Origin of the sequence: Bradyrhizobium sp. 2S1, assembly GCF_011516625.5 — a bacterium.
Classification (GTDB): domain Bacteria; phylum Pseudomonadota; class Alphaproteobacteria; order Rhizobiales; family Xanthobacteraceae; genus Bradyrhizobium; species Bradyrhizobium septentrionale.
Genome location: NZ_CP147717.1, coordinates 2,437,754 through 2,455,671 on the forward strand (window position 1 = coordinate 2,437,754; position 17,918 = coordinate 2,455,671).

The 17,918-nt window shown below is 62.7% G+C and carries 21 protein-coding genes; 11 read left to right on the forward strand and 10 right to left on the reverse strand.

The genetic code is table 11. The annotated features are described in order from the left end of the window. Window positions 1-320: 320 nt before the first annotated feature. Window positions 321-782 (reverse strand): MarR family winged helix-turn-helix transcriptional regulator, encoded by a 462-nt coding sequence (locus HAP54_RS11490; protein ID WP_166300067.1) that lies wholly within the window; start codon window positions 780-782, stop codon window positions 321-323. A gap of 182 nt (window positions 783-964) precedes the next feature. On the opposite strand from HAP54_RS11490, the gene HAP54_RS11495 reads away from it, so the two are divergent. The 10 genes from HAP54_RS11495 (at window position 965) to HAP54_RS11540 (ending at window position 8,885) form a co-directional block, all read left to right on the forward strand. Continuing rightward, a complete protein-coding gene (locus tag HAP54_RS11495; protein ID WP_166300069.1) occupies window positions 965-1,384 on the forward strand; it encodes an organic hydroperoxide resistance protein in 420 nt (139 codons plus the stop codon). Window positions 1,385-1,601: 217 nt separating this feature from the next. Next, complete coding sequence (locus tag HAP54_RS11500; protein WP_166300071.1) at window positions 1,602-2,807, forward strand: CaiB/BaiF CoA transferase family protein; 1,206 nt, start codon at window positions 1,602-1,604, stop codon at window positions 2,805-2,807. A 200-nt stretch (window positions 2,808-3,007) separates the two neighbouring features. Continuing rightward, entirely contained in the window at window positions 3,008-4,324 is a 1,317-nt protein-coding gene (gene ugpB / locus HAP54_RS11505) for a sn-glycerol-3-phosphate ABC transporter substrate-binding protein UgpB (RefSeq protein ID WP_166300073.1), read from the forward strand. Window positions 4,325-4,389: 65 nt separating this feature from the next. Then, complete coding sequence (ugpA, locus tag HAP54_RS11510; RefSeq protein ID WP_166300075.1) at window positions 4,390-5,271, forward strand: sn-glycerol-3-phosphate ABC transporter permease UgpA; 882 nt, start codon at window positions 4,390-4,392, stop codon at window positions 5,269-5,271. Next, window positions 5,271-6,119, forward strand: coding sequence for a sn-glycerol-3-phosphate ABC transporter permease UgpE (ugpE, locus tag HAP54_RS11515; RefSeq protein WP_029082488.1), 849 nt, complete (start codon window positions 5,271-5,273; stop codon window positions 6,117-6,119). Before ugpA ends, ugpE begins: the two co-directional genes overlap by 1 nt. Beyond that, window positions 6,119-7,201, forward strand: coding sequence for a sn-glycerol-3-phosphate import ATP-binding protein UgpC (locus HAP54_RS11520; protein WP_166300077.1), 1,083 nt, complete (start codon window positions 6,119-6,121; stop codon window positions 7,199-7,201). The genes ugpE and HAP54_RS11520 overlap by 1 nt, the downstream gene beginning before the upstream one ends. Before the next feature lie 46 nt (window positions 7,202-7,247). Continuing rightward, window positions 7,248-7,400, forward strand: a complete 153-nt coding sequence (locus HAP54_RS11525) for a hypothetical protein (protein WP_166300079.1) — start codon at window positions 7,248-7,250, stop codon at window positions 7,398-7,400. A 75-nt stretch (window positions 7,401-7,475) separates the two neighbouring features. Beyond that, window positions 7,476-7,901 carry an Hsp20 family protein gene (locus HAP54_RS11530; RefSeq protein WP_029082490.1) on the forward strand — a complete coding sequence of 142 codons (426 nt, stop codon included), beginning with the start codon at window positions 7,476-7,478 and terminating at the stop codon, window positions 7,899-7,901. A gap of 50 nt (window positions 7,902-7,951) precedes the next feature. Then, window positions 7,952-8,218 carry a DUF1150 family protein gene (locus tag HAP54_RS11535; protein WP_029082491.1) on the forward strand — a complete coding sequence of 89 codons (267 nt, stop codon included), beginning with the start codon at window positions 7,952-7,954 and terminating at the stop codon, window positions 8,216-8,218. A gap of 298 nt (window positions 8,219-8,516) precedes the next feature. After that, a complete protein-coding gene (locus HAP54_RS11540) occupies window positions 8,517-8,885 on the forward strand; it encodes a hypothetical protein (RefSeq protein ID WP_166300081.1) in 369 nt (122 codons plus the stop codon). A gap of 45 nt (window positions 8,886-8,930) precedes the next feature. On the opposite strand, the gene HAP54_RS11545 is transcribed toward HAP54_RS11540, so the two are convergent. Continuing rightward, the gene (locus HAP54_RS11545) at window positions 8,931-9,281 is read right to left on the reverse strand and encodes a DUF6665 family protein (protein WP_166300083.1); all 351 of its coding nucleotides are present in this window, start codon (window positions 9,279-9,281) and stop codon (window positions 8,931-8,933) included. Between the two features lie 263 nt (window positions 9,282-9,544). Here HAP54_RS11545 and HAP54_RS11550 point away from each other — a divergent pair, with 263 nt between their 5' ends. Continuing rightward, on the forward strand, window positions 9,545-10,102 hold the full coding sequence (locus tag HAP54_RS11550) for a cytochrome P460 family protein (RefSeq protein WP_166300085.1): 558 nt from the start codon (window positions 9,545-9,547) through the stop codon (window positions 10,100-10,102). Between the two features lie 53 nt (window positions 10,103-10,155). Here HAP54_RS11550 and HAP54_RS11555 read toward each other — a convergent pair whose 3' ends face one another. The 8 genes from HAP54_RS11555 to HAP54_RS11590 all read right to left on the reverse strand — a co-directional run bounded on the left by HAP54_RS11555 (window position 10,156) and on the right by HAP54_RS11590 (window position 17,881). Further along, window positions 10,156-10,356: a hypothetical protein gene (locus HAP54_RS11555; protein ID WP_166300087.1), complete on the reverse strand. Its 201-nt coding sequence runs from the start codon at window positions 10,354-10,356 to the stop codon at window positions 10,156-10,158. Between the two features lie 43 nt (window positions 10,357-10,399). Next, complete coding sequence (locus HAP54_RS11560) at window positions 10,400-10,642, reverse strand: hypothetical protein (RefSeq protein ID WP_029082496.1); 243 nt, start codon at window positions 10,640-10,642, stop codon at window positions 10,400-10,402. Between the two features lie 59 nt (window positions 10,643-10,701). After that, window positions 10,702-12,000, reverse strand: a complete 1,299-nt coding sequence (locus tag HAP54_RS11565) for a glycoside hydrolase family 130 protein (protein ID WP_166300089.1) — start codon at window positions 11,998-12,000, stop codon at window positions 10,702-10,704. A 34-nt stretch (window positions 12,001-12,034) separates the two neighbouring features. Beyond that, window positions 12,035-14,320 (reverse strand): glycosyltransferase family 4 protein, encoded by a 2,286-nt coding sequence (locus HAP54_RS11570; RefSeq protein ID WP_166300091.1) that lies wholly within the window; start codon window positions 14,318-14,320, stop codon window positions 12,035-12,037. Beyond that, entirely contained in the window at window positions 14,317-15,255 is a 939-nt protein-coding gene (locus HAP54_RS11575; protein ID WP_166300093.1) for a class I mannose-6-phosphate isomerase, read from the reverse strand. The genes HAP54_RS11570 and HAP54_RS11575 overlap by 4 nt, the downstream gene beginning before the upstream one ends. Window positions 15,256-15,491: 236 nt before the next feature. Beyond that, window positions 15,492-15,908 (reverse strand): type VI secretion protein, encoded by a 417-nt coding sequence (locus HAP54_RS11580; RefSeq protein WP_224741297.1) that lies wholly within the window; start codon window positions 15,906-15,908, stop codon window positions 15,492-15,494. Then, window positions 15,883-16,080 carry a hypothetical protein gene (locus HAP54_RS11585; RefSeq protein ID WP_166300095.1) on the reverse strand — a complete coding sequence of 66 codons (198 nt, stop codon included), beginning with the start codon at window positions 16,078-16,080 and terminating at the stop codon, window positions 15,883-15,885. Before HAP54_RS11585 ends, HAP54_RS11580 begins: the two co-directional genes overlap by 26 nt. A 262-nt stretch (window positions 16,081-16,342) precedes the next feature. Then, window positions 16,343-17,881 carry an AMP-binding protein gene (locus HAP54_RS11590; protein ID WP_166300097.1) on the reverse strand — a complete coding sequence of 513 codons (1,539 nt, stop codon included), beginning with the start codon at window positions 17,879-17,881 and terminating at the stop codon, window positions 16,343-16,345. Window positions 17,882-17,918 lie beyond the last annotated feature (37 nt).

Consider the following 17,918-nt stretch of genomic DNA (forward strand, 5'->3'; position numbering starts at 1 on the left):
CGCGATCCACCACCCTTTTTGATCTAGAACAAAGTCCGAAAGTCCATTTGACCCTGTCGGGCGCCAAGGGACGCGAAGCATGAGCTATTCCACCTGGACGGAATTCTTGCGGTGCCCCAGGAGCCAACGCACCGGTCATGCTCAGCTCTCGGAGATCCTCCCTTTTAGAAATCGGATCGATCTGGTCCCGGAGGGCTTCGAGATTCTTCACGACGAACGCGGCAACGATTTCCAGTGCAAGACTTGCAGAGTGCCAGCCTTGTTATGACTCAGCCTTGCCCTGACAGGGGGCGCCGCGTTCCCGGATAAGAGACCGCCCCCTACTCCCCCAGCACTGCATTCAGCCGGTCGCGCAGCGCGACGATCTCATCCTTCATCGCCAGTAACTCGCCGACCGTGCAGTCCGAGGCCGCGAGGATCGACTGCGGAACGGCCTTGGCCTTTTCGCGCAGCGCGTGGCCCTGCGGCGTCAGCGCGATCAGGACCTGGCGCTCGTCGTCGGTGCTGCGGGTCCGCTTGATCAGTTCGGCCGCCTCGAGCCGCTTGAGCAGCGGCGTCAGCGTGCCGGAATCCAGGAACAGGCGCTCGCCGAGGTGCTTCACCGGCACGTCGTCGCGCTCCCACAGCGCCAGCATCACGAGATACTGCGGATAGGTCAGCCCAAGCCGGTCGAGCAGCGGCTTGTAGACGCGGTTGAAGGCGTGCGCGGTCGAATAGACCGCAAAGCAGATCTGGTTATCGAGCCGCAGCGCCTGATCCGCCGCCGTTGGTTTCCTGACCATGATTCCCATCGAATCCATCTCGTTTCCGGGTCATTCTGGGCTCACGGGAGCCGGGATTCAATTGCGAACAATTAAATGTGAGGCCACATATTTTATATTGTGCGCAATCTAATTGCGTGCAATTAATCGTTCGTCGAACACGAACTCAAGTCCACCGAAGTCCAAACCCAAGGGAGACCACCATGTCTGTGCTCTACAAGACCAGCGCCAAGGCAACCGGCGGCCGCGACGGCCATGCGGCGACGCTCGACGGCGCGCTCGACGTCAAGCTCACCACCCCGAAGGAGCTCGGTGGCGGCGGCGGCGCCGGCAACAATCCGGAGCAGCTGTTCGCGGCCGGCTATGCGGCCTGCTTCATCGGCGCCATGAAGTTCGTGGCCTCGCAGGGCGGCCCGAAGGTTCCTGCCGACGCCTCGGTGACCTCGACGGTCGGTATCGGCCCGCGCTCTGCAGGCGGCTTCGGCCTCGCCGTCGAGCTCGCCGTCTCGCTGCCCGGCCTTCCCCGGGCCGAGGCCGAAGCGCTGGTCGAAAAGGCCCACCAGGTGTGCCCCTATTCCAACGCGACCCGCGGCAATGTCGACGTCAAGCTGAGCGTCGTCTAATTCGCCTTCCGCCAATGGTCCGCCACATCAGCGTGGCGGACCATTGCATTTGCAGGAGATCATTGCATTTCGAATGCCAGTTCGCTTGGCGAACGCAGGCGCGGCCCACTGCATGGGCCTGCGCGGACGGGAGCATTGCTGCCTCGCCCGAAGACCGTTAGTGACCGTTAGCTCTGGGACCTCGTTTTTGAGTCCCAACTGAGCGAAGGTTGCTTCCATGAATACCCCAGCGGCTACGGGCGCGATGAGCGGACTGCGCGTGATCGATCTGACGCGCGTGCTCGGCGGCCCGTATTGCACCCAGATCCTCGCCGACCACGGCGCCGACGTGATCAAGGTCGAGCCGCCCGCCGGCGATGAGGTGCGCGACTGGGGCCCTCCCTTCCACGAGGAAGACGCGGCCTATTTCGTCGGCATCAACCGCAACAAGCGCTCGATCGGCCTCGACCTCGCCTCCGAGGGCGGACGCGTCGTGCTGATGAAGATGCTCGAGACCGCCGACGTGCTGATCGAGAATTTCAAGCCGGGCACGCTCGACAGATGGGGCATCGGCAACGACGTGCTGCGCGCGAAGTTTCCGCGCCTCGTGCATTGCCGGATCTCCGGCTTCGGTGCCGACGGCCCGCGCGGCGGCAATCCGGGCTATGATGCGATCATCCAGGCGATGACCGGCATGATCGCGGCCACCGGCTCGCCGGAGAGCGGCCCGATGCGCATCGGCGTGCCGCTGGTCGACATCACCACCGGTCTCTATGCGGCGATCGGCATCCTGATGGCGCTGTCGGAGCGGCAGCGTTCGGGGCTCGGCCAGTTCATCGAGACCACGCTGTACGAGACCGGGCTTGCGATCATGCATCCGCACACCGCGAACTATTTCATGCACGGCAAGCCGCCGTCGCTCACCGGCAACGAGCATCCCAACCTCGTGCCCTACGCGATCTTCCCGACCAAGACCGACAACATCTTCATCGGCGTCGGCAATGACGGCACCTTCCGCAAGCTCGCCAAGGAAATCGGTAAGCCGGAACTCGGTACCGATCCGCGCTTTGCCCGCAACAAGGACCGCATCGCCAACCGCGATGCGCTGCGGGCGGAGCTTGCCGCGGTGTTCAGCCAGCACGAGGCCGAGCCGCTGTGCAACCGGCTGCTCGCCGCCGGCCTGCCGGCAGGCCCGGTGCAGAAGATCGACCAGGCGCTGACCAACCCGCACACCATCCATCGCGGCGACGTCATCGAGAAGGATTGGTACAAGGGCGTCGCCTCGCCGATCCGCCTCGAACGCACCAAGCCGAGCCTGCGCCGCACGCCGCCGAAGTTCAGCCAGCACGCTGCGGAAGTGCTCGGCGAGTTCGGCTACTCCAAGGACGAGATCAGCGGCCTGGTTGAGAAGGGCGTGGTCTGCGGTCCCCAGCGCAAGCGCTAAACCTCACGCCTGCTCTGCGGTGCAACGTCGCGTCCGGCGTTGCACCGCACGGACGCGGCCGCAATCTCCGCCTTTTTTACCGCTTCCCTTTGCTTCGGCTTCCCCCCTACCATGACTTTCGTTTATACGGTCATTTGAACGTCATCCGGCGCTGTTAACGCGCGCAACGAAAGATGGCGTTCCAACCGGGAGGGGTTTTGATGATCTTTCGACGACTCGGCGCTGCTGCGGCAGCCGCTGCCGCGCTTGCATTCGCGTCGCCAGCATTTGCGGTGACCGAGATTCAGTGGTGGCACGCGATGACCGGCGCCAACAACGACGTCATCGTCAAGCTGGCCAACGACTTCAACGCCGCGCAATCCGATTACAAGGTCATCCCGACCTACAAGGGCGGCTACGCCGACACCATGAACGCCGGCATCGCCGCATTCCGCGCCGGCAACGCGCCGCATATCATGCAGGTGTTCGAGGTCGGCACCGCGACGATGATGGCCGCCACCGGCGCCGTCAAACCGGTCTACAAGCTGATGGCCGATGCCGGCGAGAAGTTCGATCCGAGCGTCTATCTGCCCGCGATCACCGGCTACTACTCGACCTCGAAGGGCGAGATGCTGTCATTCCCCTTCAACTCGTCGTCGACCGTGATGTGGGTCAATCTCGACGCGCTGAAGAAGGCCAACATCGCCGAGATTCCGAAGACCTGGCCGCAACTGTTCGACGACGCCAAGAAGCTGAAGGCGGCCGGCTACGCCACCTGCGGCTTCTCCGGCTCCTGGGTCACCTGGGTCAATCTCGAGCAGCTTTCGGCCTGGCACAACGTGCCGCTCGCCAGCAAGGCCAACGGCCTCGACGGCTTCGACACCGTGCTCGAATTCAACGGCCCGCTGCAGGTCAAGCACCTCGAGACTCTGGTCGAGCTGCAGAAGGACAAGACCTACGACTATGCCGGCCGCACCAACACCGGCGAAGGCCGCTTCACCTCCGGTGAGTGCCCGATCTACCTGACCTCGTCGGCCTTCTTCGGCAACGTCAAGGCGCAGGCCAAGTTCAACTTCACCGCGGCGCCGATGCCGTACTATCCCGACGTCAAGGGCGCGCCGCAGAACTCGATCATCGGCGGCGCCTCGCTCTGGGTCATGGGCGGCAAATCGGCCGAGGAATACAAGGGCGTGGCCAAGTTCCTGACCTTCCTCTCGGACACCGACCGCCAGATCTGGATCCACAAGGCCTCGGGCTATCTGCCGATCACCAAGGCAGCCTATGCCAAGGCCAAGGAAGAGGGCTTCTACAAGGACCAGCCCTATCTCGAGACCCCGCTGCTTGAACTCACCAACAAGGAGCCGACCGAGAATTCCCGCGGTCTGCGCCTTGGCAACATGGTGCAGCTGCGCGACATGTGGTCGGAGGAGATCGAGCAGGCGCTGGCCGGCAAGAAGACCGCCAAGCAGGCGCTGGACGCCGCCGTCGAGCGCGGCAACCAGATGCTGCGGCAGTTTGAAAAGACCGCCGTCCGCTGACATGATGCCTTGAGGCCATCCCCCGGCAGGCCGCGACCTCGCGGCCTGCCCTTTTTGCCGAGACCATGCAAAAGCAAGCGATTTTCCAATCAAAGCTGTTGCCTTACGCGCTGGTTGCTCCGCAACTCGCGATCGTCCTGATCTTTTTCTACTGGCCGGCCGTGCAGGCGGTGATCCAGTCCTTCCTGCTGCAGGACGCCTTCGGCCTGTCCTCCAGCTTCGTTTGGTTCGAGAACTATCTCGAACTGTTCAAGGACCAGACCTATTTCGCCGCGATCGTCAGGACCTTCGCGTTCTCGTTCGCGATCGCGGCCTCCTCGCTGTCCTTTGCGCTGCTGCTCGCGGTCATGGCCGACAGGCCGCTGCGCGGCTCGACGCTCTACCGCACGTTGCTGATCTGGCCCTACGCGGTGGCTCCGCCGGTGGTCGGCGTGCTCTGGGTGTTCATGCTGCATCCCTCGCTCGGCGTGCTGTCGCGCTATCTGCGCGGCATGGGCATCGACTGGAATCCGCTGCTCAACGGCGACCAGGCGGCGGCCCTGATCATCCTCGCCGCGGCCTGGAAGCAGATCTCCTACAATTTCCTGTTCTTCCTCGCGGGCCTGCAGAGCATCCCGAAGAGCGTGATCGAGGCCGCCGCGATCGACGGCGCCCGTCCGATGCGGCGGTTCTGGACCGTGATCTTCCCGCTGCTGTCGCCGACCATCTTCTTCCTCCTGGTCATCAACATCGTCTACGCCTTCTTCGACACTTTCGGCATCATCGACACCATGACCCGCGGCGGTCCGGGCAAGGCGACCGAGACGCTGGTCTACAAGGTCTATACCGACGGTCTGCTCGGCGGCAATCTCGGCTCCTCGGCGGCGCAGTCGGTCATCCTGATGGTCATCGTCGTCGTGCTGACCGGCATCCAGTTCCGCTTCGTCGAACGCAAGGTGACCTACTGATGGTCGAGGAGGAAGGCTTCCAGCGCTATCTGGCTCACGCCATCCTGTGGATCGGGATCGCGATCGTTGCCTTCCCGGTCTATCTCGCGATCGTCGCCTCGACCCAGGACAACGCGGTCATCGCCAACGGCCAGATGTCGCTGTTGCCGGGCGGCCACTTCCTCGAGACCTACTACCAGACGCTGTTTGTCGGCACGAGCGGCTCGACCCGCGAGCCGGTGCTCAACATGATGCTGAACTCGCTGATCATGGCGCTCCTGATCGCGGTCGGCAAAATCGCGATCTCGATCATCTCGGCCTACGCGATCGTGTATTTCCGATTTCCCTTCCGGATGGCGATCTTCTGGATCATCTTCATCACCCTGATGCTGCCCGTCGAGGTGCGCATCTACCCGACCTACAAGATCGTCGCCGATCTGCATCTGCTCGACAGCTATGCCGGCCTGTCGCTGCCGCTGATCGCCTCGGCCACCGCGACGCTGCTGTTCCGCCAGTTCTTCATGACCGTGCCGGATGAACTGCTCGAGGCCTCGCGAATCGACGGCGCGGGCCCGTTCCGCTTCTTCTGGGATACGCTACTGCCGCTGTCGCGCACCAACATGGCCGCGCTGTTCGTGATCCTGTTTATCCTCGGCTGGAATCAGTATCTCTGGCCGCTGTTGATCACCACGCGCGACGACATGCAGACCATCCAGGTCGGCATTCGCAAGATGATCACCACGACCGACGCGCTGACCGAATGGCCGGTGGTGATGGCGACCGCGCTGCTGGCGATGCTGCCGCCGGTGTTCGTCGTGGTCGCGATGCAGAAACTGTTCGTGCGCGGATTGGTGGAGACGGAAAAGTAATGGCTAACGTCACGCTGCGCAGCGTCCGCAAGACCTATCCCGGCGGCTTCGAGGCCATCAAGGGCGTCGATGTCGACGTCGGCGACGGCCAGTTCTGCGTGCTGGTCGGCCCCTCCGGCTGCGGCAAGTCCACGCTGCTGCGCATGGTCGCGGGGCTCGAGACCATCACCGGCGGCGAGATCGACATCGGCGGCCGCGTCGTCAACCAGATCGAGCCCGCCGATCGCGACATCGCGATGGTGTTCCAGAACTACGCGCTCTATCCGCACATGAGCGTCTACAACAACATGGCCTACGGCCTGCGCAACCGCGGCATGGCCGAGACCGAGATCAGGACCCGGGTGGAGGAAGCCGCCCGCGTGCTCGAGCTCTCGCCGATGCTGGAGCGCAAGCCGCGCCAGCTCTCCGGCGGCCAGCGCCAGCGCGTCGCGATGGGCCGCGCCATCGTGCGTCAGCCGAAAGTGTTCCTGTTCGACGAGCCGCTGTCGAACCTCGACGCCAAGCTGCGCATCGCGATGCGGGTCGAGATCCGCAAGCTGCAGCGCCGGCTCAACACCACCTCGATCTACGTCACCCACGACCAGCTCGAGGCGATGACGCTCGCCGACATCCTCGTGGTCATGAATGGCGGCCAGGTCGAGCAGATCGGCAATCCGCTCGACATCTATCAGAGGCCGGCGACCACCTTCGTCGCCTCGTTCATCGGCGCGCCGCCGATGAACCTGATGCCGCTGCGCTCGGACGAGCTGAAGTCCCAGATCACGGGCGCCGATGGCGCCGGCATTGCTGGGATCCGGCCGGAGGATTTCGTCATTACCAACGAGACGGTATCCGGCGGCGTCGCGCTCGGCCTGACCGTCGAGGCGATCGAGCATGTCGGCGCCGAGACCTTCGTCTATGGCAGCCGTCAGCGCGAGCAGCAAAGCGTGGCCGCCAATCCCGGCGAGCTGCCGCCGGGCGAGGTGATCGTCCGGGTTCCCGGCGCCACCGGCCCCGCCATCGGCGAGCAGATCCGGGCGGTCGCCCCGCGGGACAAACTGCATCTTTTTACCGCTGACGGCCGCAAGCGGGTCGGGCAATAACCAATCGGGAACGATTGGGAGCCATGCTGGCGCGTTTTCGAGCGAAGTGGACGCCGGTTCGCGTGAAGAAAACGCGGTCAAAACAAAAGGCTGGAGCTTCGGTTCTGATTTCATCAGAACCGATATGCTCCAGGCGGCATTTACGCTGGTTTCAGAGGCGCTTGAACGCTATCCAGATCACTCCCATATTGGCTTGTGACCGACAGGCAAGCGGCCCGCCGGTTGCATGGGGTGCCGCAAGGACCCCTCAAAGTCGCTTCGAGAGGACTTTGTAATGTCTCGTGTTCCATCGTTGTCCAGTCCGTTCCTTCTGGGATTCGACGAGATCGAGCGTGCGCTCGACCGTGTCGTGAAGGGCGCCGACGGCTATCCTCCGTACAACATCGAGCGGTGCGACCGTACCAACGGCCAGCCTGAGCGGCTTCGCATCACGTTGGCGGTGGCGGGCTTCACCCGCGACCAACTCGATGTGACCATTGAGGAAAATCAGCTCGTCATCCGCGGCCGCCAGCAGGACGACAAGGCTCGGCAATACATCCATCGCGGCATTGCCGCGCGCCACTTCCAGCGCACTTTCGTGCTGGCGGAGGGGATGCAGGTGCTGGGCGCGGATCTGAAGAACGGGCTGTTGTCGATCGACTTGGCCAGGCCAGAACCTGAACGGGTCGTTAAGACAATCGCTATCAGTGAACACGAATAATAGAAACCAGGAGCGGACTCGACCGCTTATCTGACTGAGGAGTCGAGACCATGAGTGAAGCGAGTATCATCTACCAGTCCGACAGCGTCACGCCGGAAGCGCTGGCCCATCTGGGCGAGGGCCATATCGCCTATGTGAAGCAGGTCCGTTCCGAGGACGTGCCCGACCTCTTTCCGCAGGCGCCGAAGATTGCGCCGGGCCTCAAGCTGTTCGCACTGCATGCCGCCGACGGCACGCCGATCATGCTGACCGACAGCCGCGAAGCCGCGATCGCGAACGCCTGGAGCAACGAACTGCAGGCCGTTAGCGTCCACTGACGCAGAATCCAGCAAGACACGGCTGAATTCAGCATCCGCGAATTTAATGCGCGGGCATGCCTCGACACCAATCGAGGCGGTCCGCGCATTCTTATTTTGGGCTCCGTTCTGCGGGTAGTTGCAGTTGTCACAACTTTAACGAAGCCCGCGGTAAGCTTCCCCGATATGACGCCATGGGTGCGCGGTGCCTATGATCAGTAGATCGTCTAACTGGGGTGTTCTGTTTGGCGGACTGGCCTCGCTTGTCGTCGCCTGCTGCCTCACTCTTGCTTGGTCGAGAGAACCCGGCAGCTTTGTCATGTTGCTGGTGCTGTTCGTGCCCGCTGTCACGATCATGGGCGGCATCGCCGGCGGATTTCTGTTCGGCATCGTCGGTACCATCATTGCTCTCAGCAGGCATCGTATCGAACCGTCACCGCTGAGTTATGCGCTGCTGGGAGGACTTGTTTCCCTGGGAGCGCTGGTGCCATACGCGTCCTGGATAGCGGGCGGGATCCTTCCAGCGCTGCAAGGGCGGCAGGGTGTTTATGTGTTGCTTCCGACCGGGCTGCTACCGGTTATGATCGCGGGCCTCCTTGTTGGATCGAAAGTTGCTTCGGAAGAGAACGCGCACGCGACGCATGGCGCGCAGACAACTCCACCCCCGCTCGGTGGGTCTCCTACTTGAGCCGCGGGCTGAGACTGGGCCGCGACAGGCGGCGGAACGCATCAATCATGTGACGATCCGCGTAGACGTGGCGAGCATCGGGCCCATGCACAGCTGCACCTCGCCCGGCACATTGTAGGTGCGCATGATCGCGCGGCTGTCGCGCATGCCACAGGCTTCCCGTTGCACCACGAACATCCAGAGCGCGTGGCCGGCCTCCCGCACCAGAACCCGCCGCGCCTGCAGCCTGGATGCCGGCGCGCCCGAGGCCGGTTGCGCGGCATCGAACTCCCGCAATTTGGCGAGGGCCTGTTCCAGCGCTCGTCCCATCCGTCCGAGTGCGGAAGCCTTTTCCTCGGCGAGCTCGTAAGCGAGAACGTCGATGGGAGTGCGATGGAAGCGAAACTCGAGGGACATCGTTTATCCCCTGGGGCCGCGTGCACGATGATACGCCCCGGATTCTTCTGGCGCGATGGAACGGTTGTCAATAGCCCCTCACGCCGATGCTTTAGGCAGCAGACCCATGCAGTGGCCCCATTTCGCTCCGCGCCATTCCATGTTGTAATTCATTCCCGTGACCAACAGTCCGCGCAGTCCAGAGCCTCGAATGAGGCAACGCGATAAAGGGAATTTCCAGCAAAAGATTATCCGCCGTCAAATCGATTGAGGGAGATGCGGCCATGCAGAAGAGCTCGCTGATCAGTCTCATTGCTTCGGTGCCGATCGCCATCCTGGCAACCGGCATCGCGATTTCCGCGCCGGACAAGTACACTTTGCAGGTGCCTGGTGGGCTCGCATTCTCCGAGTTCAGGGGATACGAGGACTGGTCCGTGATCGCGATCAGTGAGAACGAAGGCGTCATTGCCGTGATCCTGGGCAATCCGGCGATGATCGGCGCTTACAGGGAGGGCGTGCCCGGCAATGGCAAGCCGTTCCCGGACGGCGCCAGGATGGCGAAGATTCATTGGCTTCCGAAAAAGCAGGAAGCGTATCCCGGCCAGCCCACGGTGCCGGGCGCCCAGCACGACGTCGACTTCATGGTGAAGGACAGCAAGAGGTTCGCCGACAGCGGCGGATGGGGATACGGCGCGTTCGAGTATGACGCGGCGACCGAGGTATTCAGGCCCGCAACCACGGCGGACAATCCGCCGCAGGAAAACGACGCCAAGTGCGGCTATGCGTGCCACACGGTCGTGCAGAACCGCGACTATGTATTCACCGAGTACGGAAAGCGGTGAAAGGCCGGATTGCGCGAGCTAACGCTCCGTCAGCCGTGCGCGGATATCCGGCTTCAGTTTCTCGTTGAACCGAAGTTCTCCGCGCTGATGGCGCGGTCCAGGGCTTCGATCAACGCTTGAACCTCGACGAACTTGCTGCGTGCCCGCTCCGCCTTGTCACGGTCAAAGGGAGCGGCCAGCACTTTCGCATGTGTGTCCCTCTCCTCGATCATGCGATCGCGGGCCTTCTTCAGTGTTTCAAGTCGCTCGCTCATCCGGGTTTTCCCTTACATACCTTCCTCGTTCGCAACCAGGGCTTCAGCCGAACGCAGCCGGAAGATCGCCCTTCCGGAAGAAGACCATGGGCTCATCATCATAGTCGCCCATTTCCGGGTCGCCGGTGGACGAAAATGCAACGACGGCGAGCTTGCTCAACGCCAGTCTCTCCGCTGTTCGCAGCGCGCCATTTGCCGTCTTGCAGACGATTGGAGAGTCGGGCTTCAGATGTCCGCCCTTGCCGGCGTTGAATGCCTGCACGACGTAGGTTGTTTCGCGGGCCATGATGGCTCCTTAAGCTGCCGAGCGACGCGGTTGATGCCAACGACTGCGAACGGCCGCGCTCAGCGCTTCATCGCTTCTATGAGCGCAGAAATCTTGATCGTGGCGAAACTGGAAAAGGTGTCGGACACGGCATATGGCAAAACGATCTGGTCATTGTGCCTCATCGCACCGCAGGTATAGACGACGTTGGGGACGTAGCCTTCGCGCTCGGACGGTTCAGGCCGCAACAACGGCTCGCTCGAGCGTGCCAGCACCCTGGATGGGTCGCGCTTGTCGAGCAGCGCCGCCCCGATCGAGTATTTGCGGACCGGGCCAACACCGTGCGTCAGCAGCAGCCAACCCTCATCAAGCTCGATCGGCGACCCGCAATTGCCGATCTGGACGAACTCCCAGGGAAATTGCGGCCGCAGAACGGCCTGACCGCCTTCCCATGTATAGACGTCGTCTGAAAAGATCAGGTACAGGTTCTCGTTATCCTGTCGCGCGATCATGGCGTATCTGCCGTCGATCTTGCGCGGGAACAGCGCCATGCCCTTGTTGCGTGCCGCGGCGCCCCGCAAGGGCGTCAGTCGAAACGACATGAAGTCGCTGGTCTCGATCAATTCGGAACGGATCGCCCGTCCGCTGTAGGCCGTATAGGTCGCGTAGTAGGTTTTTCGATCACCGTCGCTGAATTCAACAAAGCGCGCATCCTCGATGCCGTTGGATTGGGATTCGGTGATGGGAAAGATGACGCGCTCGCTGAGCTCTTCCTCACCCTTGAAAGTCAACTCGACACGCTCGCCGTCCGGACCGGATATGCGATGGGAAATCCGGGGTAGCGAGGCGAGGCGCGCCGTCGGATCAACGGTCAGGCTGCCATCGGCAGCGATCGTTCCGGTTCGAAAAGTCAGTGACGACACGTGCCCTTCGCCGATCGCACGCAGACTGATGACGACGCGTATGCCGCCGTTCGGCGCACCCGATTGATCGGGGTGCGGCACGATGCTGGGATTGAACAAGGCGGAGGCTTCGAACGAATACTCACTGAGAAAATAGGCGCCCACCAGCTGGCGCTGGGTCTTTGAAAAGACGCCATGCGTCGCGAACGCGTCTTCCATTTCATCCGCGCGGGCTTCGAAGGTCTCCAACAGGTTCCGATGACGGCCCTGGAAATTGTCCAGGACGTCCGCGAGCTGAGCGGCAACGGCATCCGGATCGAGTGCGAGAACCCGATCGACGATATGATTTGCGCGTATTTTGTCGGTCGGATTCAGATCGCGTGGTTCGGTCGCCGGCTTGAACGGCCGCACGATGACCCGCGCGGGATCGGGGCGCAGATGAAACGCCTGCCGATTCAGGAAAGTAGCTTGTGACACGGTATCCTCAGCTCGCTGGATTGGAGGGTGAAATTCAGGCGCCCACAGCCCGCAAGGCGGCAGGCTTGGTCAGGCTGGTGTTGAGGCGCGCGAGCTGACGCATTTCTGCAAGTCCGAGGAGATAGCAAACAACCGATTCGCCGCCGCGGTTTTCGTTGGCACGATCGGGGTGCAATCCATCGCGGCAACTTCCAGTGTGCGCATCGACCAACGCCACCGACAGATCGTTGCTGCCGAGAAACCAGCCGAAGGCGCGCGCTGCCATGGCCTTCCATTCGGCATCGCCGCTCGCGCGCCAGGCCGCAAGGCAGGCTGCGATCGTCGCCGTTGCTTCCACGGGCTGCTGATCGAAGGCACGGGGATGTTGCCGCCGCTCGCCGAACCCGGCGGTGCCGACCGGCCGGAAATGACCTGCTGCTGTGGTTTGTTGCGTCATGAGCCAGCGCAGGGACCTCAATCCAGCATCGAAATATTCTGGCACTTTCGTCGCCACGCCCGTCAGCATCAAGGCCTGCGGCAGCCGCGCATTATCGTAAGCCAGCCCTTCTTCAAACCACACCCAGTCCGGCGTCTCGACACATGCCAGGCAGGACATCAAGCGGTCGGCAAGAGACAGCCGGATCTCCCTGGCGTGGAGATCGTCCGGCGTCACTGCGCAATAGGCGTCCAGGCCCAGAAGTATGAATGCCCACGCTCGCGGTGAACGAAAGCTCTCCGCAGTCGACAATGCCTCGGCGAACAAGGCAGCGGCCCATCGGCGCCGCGACGGGCTCAGATCACTGCGCGCGGCCTCGCCCAAGGCCCATAGCGTTCGCCCGTGGCTGTCTTCGGAACCTTTGTCTTCAAGCCAGGTTCGATTGAAGCCCATGAAGTTGCGAAACTGCCTGGTATCGGGGTTCCACGCGTGCTGCACGAAAGCCGCAAAGCGAGTCGTCAACAGCTCCGGCAGCGGCTGTTCGCCCGGATTGTTCAGTGCGCAGGCCAGCAGCAATGCGCGGGCATTGTCGTCGACGCAATAGCCGTGCGCGCGATCGGGCACCGAATGGACCGCGTGCTGGAACAGCCCGGTATCGTCGCACATCGACAGGAAGTGGCCGATCTGCATGTCCGGCGGCGCGGGACTGCGGAGCTCCGGCGATCCTACGTCGGAGCGCGCGAAGAGCTTCGGCCGGTGCGCTTGCCGTGCAGTCTCGAAGACCGCCATGTAACGCTCGGCCGTGCGTTCCCATGTCATCGTTCGGCTCGCCGCGTAGGCGCGCCGCGACATCGCCTGCCGGCGAGCGTCATCGGTGAGCAACTTTGCGATTTCGTTGCCGATCGCCGAGGCGTTGCCGAAAGGCACCAGAACGCCGCATCCATCTGCCAGCAGCTCGCGCGCGTGCCAATAGGGCGTCGAAACGACCGGCCTCCCTAGTCCGAAGCTGTAGGCCAGGGTCCCTGACGTCATCTGGGCTTCCTTGAGATAGGGCGTGACGTAAACGTCGCACATCGAGATGAATTCGAGCAGTGTCGCCAGATCGACGAACCGGTCGAGGAACACCACCTGACCGTTTATTCCGAGTTCGCGCGCTCGCGCCATCAGGCCCTCGCGATACCCCTCGCCCTGGTTTCGAACCAGGTTGGGGTGTGTTGCGCCGAGCACGACGTACACCGCATCCGCGCAGCGTTTCAGGATCGACGGCATGGCGTCAATCATGACTTCGATGCCCTTGTTCGGTGACAACAGGCCGAATGTCAGGATGACCGACTTTTCCTCAAATCCGAGCCTCGCCTTCGCTGCATCGGGCTCGACAAAGGCGACATCGGGAATGCCGTGGGCGATGATCTCGATCTTGTCCTCCGGCACCAGATAGATATCGCGCAACAGCTCGCGCCCCTTGTCGGCCATTACCACGAGCTTCGACGACAAATCGACGATGCGCTCCATGACCATACGTTGCCTGGCCGTCGGATCGGCCAGCACGGTATGGAACGTCGTCACCACCGGCATGGTAAGGCGCGACAGCAGCACGAGGATATGAGCACCGGCTTCACCGCCGAAAATCCCGAATTCGTGCTGCAGGCACACGATGTCGAACTGGCCGGCATTGAGGAAATCCGCGGCGCGCGTGTAATCTTCGAGATTGCCGTCCTTGATCTGAAAAGCGACCGCCAAGGGATAATCATAGACTTGACCGCGATCGGTCATCGCCACGATGCAGGCCTCAAGATCCGGGCGCGAAACCGATATCGCGTTTCGCAGGTCTGTCGTAAAAGTTGCAATTCCGCATCGGCGCGGCAACGAGTTGCCGATAAAGGCGATACGGCGGGGCGGTGTCATGTCTGTACCTCGATGATCCGGCTTGATGTCGGAGCGTGCACGACGCCGGATGCGACGGCAGATTTGGTCGTTCGTTCTGCGCAATCCTGCAGCAGGGCCGCAATCGGATCAGGTCCCGGATAGGCGATCAAAATACTCATCCCCTCCGGGCCAACCTCGATGCCGGCGCTGTCGGCTTCGGCAAAAATTGCGTCCCCAACGGAGGTAGCGGTCGACCCGATGCGCCCGCTCCCTTCGATCACAAGGATCCAGGTTTCCCGATCGGTATCGAGCGCCCAGCGCGAATTCGCCTGAAGGTCGATCCGCTCAAGAATGAAATGCGGATTTGCGACGAGAACCTTCCGGACATCGGTGAGACGTCGTGGAGGCGATTGCGTTGGGGGTGGCCCCGCAACCGAGGCCGCCACGGCGCTATTCTCGTGCAGCTCGCGATTCCGGCCAAAGTCGAACAAACGGAATGTCGTATCGCTGCGCTGCTGGATCTCGGCGAGCACGATGTCGGCTCCGAGCGCGTGAATTGTGCCGGCGGGGACGAAGATGACGTCGCCCTGCACGACAGGATGCCATTGCGCCAGGCCGGCAATCGAGCCGTCCCTGATCGCTGCGCGCAAAGCCTGCGGCGTGAGATGTTGCTTTAGGCCCAGCGCAACCCGCGCCCCCGGCGCCGCCGAAAGGATGTACCAGGCCTCGGTTTTCCCGTTCGGCAGACCGAGGGCGTGCGCAAGCTCATCATCCGGATGAACCTGGATCGACAGGGGCTGGCTGGTGAACAGCAGTTTGAACAGGAGTGCCGGAATCGGCGCGCTCACGCCCGTACGCTCAAGCCACAATTCTCCCACCGGATCGGCGGAAGCGTCGATGCGGCTCCAGGGACGCAGATCGACACACCCCCACGGCTTGCGGGTGATCTGTATCGAGGCCTGCTCGATGGTCATCGATTGTCCTGACCCAAAACGCGCATGTCGAAACGACATGCCGCTGGTCGATTTCCGCTCAGACGGTTTGGCGTGGCTAAGACGTCGCGCTTCGCAACAGCGCGCTGTCACAACGATTCGATCACGACATCTGTTCCAATGGCCACTCTGACGCCCGGGAACAGCCTTTGGACTGGCTGCGCCCTCTTCGGCCGCCCTCGCTGTCTCCCGTTGCCGTGCAGGCGCTGTCACAAACCTCAGCAGCCGCGACAGATATTCTTCAGCTTGGCCGCGATTCGGGCGTCTTCCGCAATCAACGGATCCTTGTATTCAGCTTGCGGGGCGCTGTTATCGACCGCCCGCGGCTCCTTCAATTTCAGAGGAAACGCCGCGTCGTAACAGCTGAGGCGCGCGCCCGTGCTTTCGATCGCGCGGCAGTTCGGTTCTGCGGCGAGAGCGCCTTGAGCGAATGTGCCAAGCGCCAAGGGGAGAATAAGCGTCCTCATGCAGGTGCCTTTCCGTTCAGTATTCAAACTGAACATCCAATCATCTTTCCTTTTGCCCGCCGATTGGTGCCTTGCTCGCCTTCGGCCGAGCCGTGCTCCGGCGAGGTATCGACGCAGCCATTGAAAATCTGCCGGCGCTTCTTCACGTTTCGAGCTGATCGAACTCATCAGGCATCAGGACCTGGCCTCGCGGCGTGCATATCCGCACGTCCATATAGCCGTCCCGCAGAAGCTCCCTTGCCTTCGACAAAGCAGCAGCGATCGTCGCGCGGCCAAGGTTGACGCGGCCGAACTGATGATTTCCGCTGACCAGGTATTGGAGCTGCGTCGTCTTATCCATGCAAGGCGGCCGCAGCAGCCACCAAGAGCAGAAGAAATAGCGGGACGATCACCGGCGGCACGATCCAATCGGTCAGGCGAAATCGAGACACGTATGCTCCTCATCTTTTGGCGGGAGCCCTACGTTACCCTCAGTCACCGGTGAATGCCGTGGATGGACGGTGATGACGCGACTCTACGCTCAGGTCCGGCAAATAGCGAGCTTTTAAAACCTTGTGCGGCAACAGCGCCAGGTCCATGGCGCCCCGGACCACGCAAACGCCCTAGCTGCCTGAACGCTCCGTCAGCCGCGCGCGGATGTCCGGCTTCAGCACCTTGCCGACCTTGGAGCGCGGAAGATCGTCCCAGACCTCGATCTGCTTCGGCGTCTTGATGCTGCCGATCTGCTGCTTGACGAAGGCGGCCAGCGCTGTTGCATCGATCTTTTGGCCGGCGCGCGGCTGCACCACCGCGACGATGCGCTCGCCCCATTTATCATCGGCCAACCCGATCACCGCGCAATCCTGCACCGCCTCGTGGGCGCGCAACGCGTTCTCGACCTCGATCGAGTAGACGTTAAAGCCGCCGGTGATGATCATGTCCTTGGCGCGATCGACGATGTAGAGATAGCCGTCGCCGTCGATGTAGCCGATGTCGCCGGTATGGTGCCAGCCATGCGCCGAGGCTTCCGCCGTAGCCTGCGGGTTCTTGTAGTAACCCTCCATCACCAGCGAACCGCGGACCACGATTTCGCCGCGCGATCCGGCCGGCACGAGCTTGCCGTCGCCATCCATGATGCCGGCCTGCACCAACGGGCTGATCCGTCCGGCGGACGATAGCCGCTGCATCGCGATCGTGCCGTCCGGATTGTAGTGATCGGCCGGCGCCATCATCGAGATCATCATCGGCGCCTCGGTCTGGCCGAACAGCTGCGCCATCGGCCCGATCCGCCGCAACGCTTCCGCAAGCCGCGCCGCCGAGATCGGCGCCGCGCCATACCAGAAGCATTGCAGCGAGCCGAGCTCGGCCGCGTCGAGCTTGGGATGATCGAGCAGCATGTAGATCACGGTCGGCGGCAGGAAGGTGTGGGTGACACTGTAACGCGCGATCAGCGCCAGGAACTCGCCAATGTCAGGGTGGTGCATGATCACGATGCGGCCGCCGAGCGTCATGATCGGAAAACAAAGCACGCCCGCGGCATGCGTCAGGGGCGCCAGCGCGAGATAGACCGGACGGCCCTTGAACGGATAACCCATCAAGGTCAGCGCCGTCATCGCCTCGATGTTGCGTCCCGACAGCATCACGCCCTTCGGCTTGCCGGTGGTGCCGCCGGTGCCCGGGATCATGGCGAGATCGTCGATCGTGTCGCGTTCATAGGGATCGTCGGCGAGACCGCTCAGCCAGCGGTCGAACGACGGCGCGAACGGCAACTCGGTATCGAGGCAGACCAGCGTGCGCAGCTTGGGCAGGTCCTGCCTGACCGCCTCGACCATCGGCGCAAAGCTCGAATGGAACAGCAGCAGGCTGCAATCGAACTGGTCGAGGATGAACTTGTTCTCGGCCGCCTCGTTGCGCGGATTGATCGGGCACCACACGGCAGCAGCACGCGAGATGCCGAACACGCAGGCGAACGCGAGCGGATCGTTGCCGGACAGGATCGCGACCTTGTCGCCGGGCGCGACGCCGGATCGGTCGAGCCCGCGCGCTATCCGGTAACTCAGCCTTTGCACCTCGCCATAGCTGAGGTCGCGTCCGTCCATGGTGAGACACGGCGCGTCGGCGCCGAGCGAGGCGCCCTTGTCGAGATAATCGATGAAGCGCATGGCGGGCCTCGCGCGAGAGGCGGGTGGCGCGAATAAC